Annotated in this window: 5 protein-coding genes; 1 reads left to right on the top strand and 4 read right to left on the bottom strand. The window is 64.7% G+C overall.

The features are described from left to right. The 3 genes from WBF82_RS18030 to WBF82_RS18020 all read right to left on the bottom strand — a co-directional run. On the bottom strand, positions 1–113 hold a 113-nt coding region (locus WBF82_RS18030; RefSeq protein ID WP_424384328.1), incomplete at its 3' end, for a DUF6912 family protein. A gap of 4 nt (positions 114–117) precedes the next feature. Continuing rightward, positions 118–954, bottom strand: coding sequence for a polyphosphate kinase 2 (gene ppk2 / locus WBF82_RS18025; RefSeq protein ID WP_424384326.1), 837 nt, complete (start codon positions 952–954; stop codon positions 118–120). Between the two features lie 15 nt (positions 955–969). Then, on the bottom strand, positions 970–2,376 hold the full coding sequence (locus tag WBF82_RS18020) for a WS/DGAT/MGAT family O-acyltransferase (protein WP_424384325.1): 1,407 nt from the start codon (positions 2,374–2,376) through the stop codon (positions 970–972). A 237-nt stretch (positions 2,377–2,613) separates the two neighbouring features. Here WBF82_RS18020 and WBF82_RS18015 point away from each other — a divergent pair, with 237 nt between their 5' ends. Further along, positions 2,614–3,093, top strand: coding sequence for an Rv3235 family protein (locus WBF82_RS18015; protein ID WP_424384327.1), 480 nt, complete (start codon positions 2,614–2,616; stop codon positions 3,091–3,093). A gap of 6 nt (positions 3,094–3,099) precedes the next feature. Here the strand turns inward: WBF82_RS18015 and WBF82_RS18010 are convergent. Then, positions 3,100–3,846: cation:proton antiporter (locus WBF82_RS18010; RefSeq protein ID WP_424384324.1), on the bottom strand; the 747-nt coding region annotated here is incomplete at its 5' end.

Here is a 3,846-nt window from a genome sequence, read left to right as displayed (position 1 = left end):
GCCTCACGCAGCCTCGGCGTCACCGCGAACGCGGTGCCGTTCACCGGCACGAACGAACCATCGGCGACGAGTTGTTGCAGCAGGGCAAGGGTTACCGGGATATAGATCTGCATCGGATCACTTAGTGGGGCGCATCAGCGTTGCCACGTAATCGTCGACATACGTCGAAAGCTCGCGCGGTGGTCGCTGATAGTTGTCGCTGACCACCGGACGGGCAGGCAGTTTGACCTTCGGTTTCTTCACGTCGCGATAGTCAATGGTGGACAACAGATGTGCCATCATGTTGAGCCGGGCGTGTTTCTTGACATCGGATTCCACCACATACCACGGGCTTTCCGGCGTATCGGTGTGCACCATCATCTCATCTTTGGCACGTGAATAGTCCTCCCACCGATACAGCGATTCCAGATCCATCGGGCTGAGTTTCCATTGCCGCACAGGATCATTGCGCCTCGCTTTAAATCGACGCAGCTGCTCGTCTTCAGAGACTGAAAACCAGTACTTCCGTAGCAGTATCCCTTCTTCGATAAGCATCTGTTCGAAGATCGGTGTCTGCCGCAGGAACAGCGCATGTTCTTGCGGTGTGCAGAATCCCATCACCTTCTCGACGCCGCCACGGTTGTACCACGACCGGTCGAAGAGCACGATCTCCCCTTTGGCGGGCAGATGCGCGATATAGCGCTGGTAGTACCACTGCCCGCTTTCCCGGTCGGTCGGGGCGGGCAAGGCAGCGATCCGTGCGACCCGCGGATTGAGATATTCGGTGATCCGTTTGATCGTGCCGCCCTTACCCGCGCCGTCACGGCCTTCGAAGACCACGACGATGCGGGCGCCGGAAAACCGCACCCACTCTTGAAGTTTGACGAATTCCGTTTGCAGCCGAAACAATTCGGCTTCGTAAACTTCGTTCGAGATCTTTGGCTGCTTCTTTTGCGCCTGCTGTGAGTTGCTCACCATCGAATGGTAGGTCTATTGCGCGGCTTCCAGGAGTTCATCGAGCGATTCGGCCAACAGCGCCGGCAGCACGTCGACATCGCTCATCGCGTCCCGGTCGGCGTTGATGCCGAAATACAGCATGCCGTTGTAAGAGGTCACACCGATGGCCAGCACCTGGTTGTTGAGCAACGGCGGTACTGCGTAGCTCTCCAACAACTTTGCGCCGGCCACATACATCTGCGACTGTGCGCCTGGCGCATTGGTGATCAACAGGTTGAACAAGCGCGCCGACAGACCGGTGGCGACCCGAATACCCATGGCGTGCAGTGTCGGCGGCGCGAAACCCGACAACGTCACGATCGTTCGGGCATCGACCAGGCTGGCTGCGGTTGGGTTGGATTCGGTGGCGTGCGAGATCTGCGACAGCCGTACGACCGCGTTGCCCTCCCCTACCGGCAGGTCGACCAGAAAGGGCGCCACCTGGCTGATCGCCCGCCCGCGCCCCGCGGAGTCGAATGTCTCGTCGACGTAGACCGGTAACGGCGCCATCGCCCGCACCATCGTGGTTGGCGCCGCGGCCTCGTCGCGGGACATCAGCCAATTGCGCAGCGCCCCGGTGATCACCGCCAGCACCACATCGTTGACGTCACAGTCGTAGCGCGCTCGGATGGCACGGTAGTCGTCAAGGCTTCCACGGGCGACAGTGAACCGCCGGTTGCGGGACACCGTGGTGTTCAGCGGGCTGCTGGGCGCGGTCCCCCGCGCAAGCGTGCGGGCGACGTCGAACATCCGTCGACCCACATCGACCCATTGGCCGGAATTGGTCGCCAGCTCGGTGATCCCGGTCCGGACCGCCCGCACCTGCGCCCGGGGCCGGGTGGCCCAGTCGCCAATGGCACCCAACAACAGCCGGGTGGTGCCCGGTTCGCGGGCCGGCACCCAGATGTCTTCGGCAGACGGCGGCGGACGTCGGCTTCGGTCGGCGATGACGTGGCCGATCTCGACCGCGCCCATCCCGTTGATCAGCGACTGGTGCGACTTGGTGTAAAGGGCGACGCGGTTTTTGGCCAGCCCCTCCACCAAGTACATCTCCCAGAGCGGACGGGACTTGTCCAGCGGCCGTGCGGCCAACCGGCCGATCAGCTCATGCAGCTGTTCGTCGCTGCCCGGCGACGGCAGCGCCGAGCGCCGGACGTGGTAGGTGATGTCGAAATCGCGGTCGTCGATCCACACCGGCCGGGCCAAGCGCATCGTGACTTCGCGAACCTTCTGCCGGTAGCGCGGTACTTGCGGCAGCCGCTGCTCAACCGTTGCCAGCAACGCCTCATAGCTCAGCCCGGCGCGCGGCTGCCGCAGAATCGCCAGCGAGCCGACATACAGCGGGGTGGCGGTGTTCTCCAGCTGATAGAACGACGCGTCCGAAGTGGACAACCTCGCCACGTCGCCTCTCCTCTTGCAATCCCTTGTGAATTCAGTAGAACCGATCAATCTGCCGCTCACGGTAACCGTCTCCGCCGGCCTGCTGCAGCGCGGGTACACGCCCGCCGCGATTGTGCGATGATCGTCACAGTTGTCTGCCACTCTCCCGCAGGCCTACTTTTTCGGACCCTTCGTAAGCATTGGGAGAGTGCAGTGTTGACCAGCCCCAGCCCATCCGTCCGTGACGCGTTCGCGGTGATGCCCGTCGTCGATTATGAACCGCCGGCCCGCGATGTCCGGCGCTGCCGGCCGCCGTCACCCACAACGCTGCGACAACCCAATACGCGTGTGCAGCAACGACATTCCGGTCGGTCCCCTGTCGCCGGCGGATCACCGACGATGTCCGCGCCAATGCGGCAGGCGGCGTGCTTCGCCGACGCCGCGCTGCGCCGAGTGCTGGAAGTTCTCGACCGTCGCCGCCCGGTTGCGCAACTACAGGGGCTGCTGGCGGCCGGCCTCGTGGACTCGGTGCTGTCCGCCAATCGGTTCACGGTTGGCAACGACGGGGCGGCCGTGTTACGCCGGTTGCGGCTGCAGCCGGTGGGCACCCCGGACCGGGTCGGCGCGGCCGAGGTATTCGGAAGCTACAGCCGCGGACCCCGCATCCATGCCATCGCCTGCCGCATCGAAAGGGCTGCGGGTGGACGCTGGCAGGTGGTCGCGCTGCACATCGGCTAGGCCGGGCTAGGCCGCCTTGCGGGCGCTGGCCGGGAGTGGACCGCCAGTGAAACGGGTGATCACCGGCCCGACGATCGCCAGCACGAATACATACGTCGTAGCCAATGCGGAGATCCCTGCGCCCGACGAGCCGACCAGGCCGATGATGATCAGCGAAAACTCTCCCCTGGCGATCAACGCTGCGCCGGCACGCAATTGCCCGCGCCGCGCCACTCCCTCGCGTCGGGCGGCGAACATTCCGGTGGCCACCTTCGTCGCTGAGGTGACCGCGGCCAGCACCAAAGCGATCGGAAGCATCGGTAACAACTGCGCGGGGTTTACCGGCAGCCCGACCGCAACGAAGAAAATCGCGGCGAACAAATCGCGCAGCGGGCCCAGCACTTTGCGAGCCCGGTCCGCGGTCTCGCCGGTGAGGGTGAGGCCGACCAGGAAGGCGCCCACGGCGGCCGAGGCGTGCATCTTCTCGGCCAGCGCGGCAACGATCAAGGTGATGCCGACAACCCTCAGCAGCAGCTGCTCGTTGTCCGGATGCGTCACGAGTCGGCCGACGTGGTGGCCCCAGCGGTATGACGCGGCAAACGCGACGCACAGCGCGGCGACCGCGGCGGCCATGCCACCAACCGCGACCAGCCAGCCGCGCCCAGCCCCGAGAACCGCCTCCAGCGGCAGAAAAGCCGCCATCGCGAAATCTTCGAGCACCAGCACCGCCAGCACGGCCGGTGTTTCGCGGTTACCGAGCCGCTGCAGGTCCTT

The sequence above is a fragment of the Mycobacterium sp. genome, from assembly GCF_049673265.1.
Lineage (GTDB): Bacteria > Actinomycetota > Actinomycetes > Mycobacteriales > Mycobacteriaceae > Mycobacterium.
The sequence above is the reverse complement of the archived record's forward strand: the minus strand, read 5'-3'. Positions and strand labels throughout refer to the sequence as shown.

What these genes read in the sequence shown, in the direction of transcription:
- WBF82_RS18015 (WP_424384327.1), top strand. Translation starts at nt 2,614, where the DNA reads ATGCCCGTCGTCGATTATGAACCGCCGGCCCGCGATGTCCGGCGCTGC.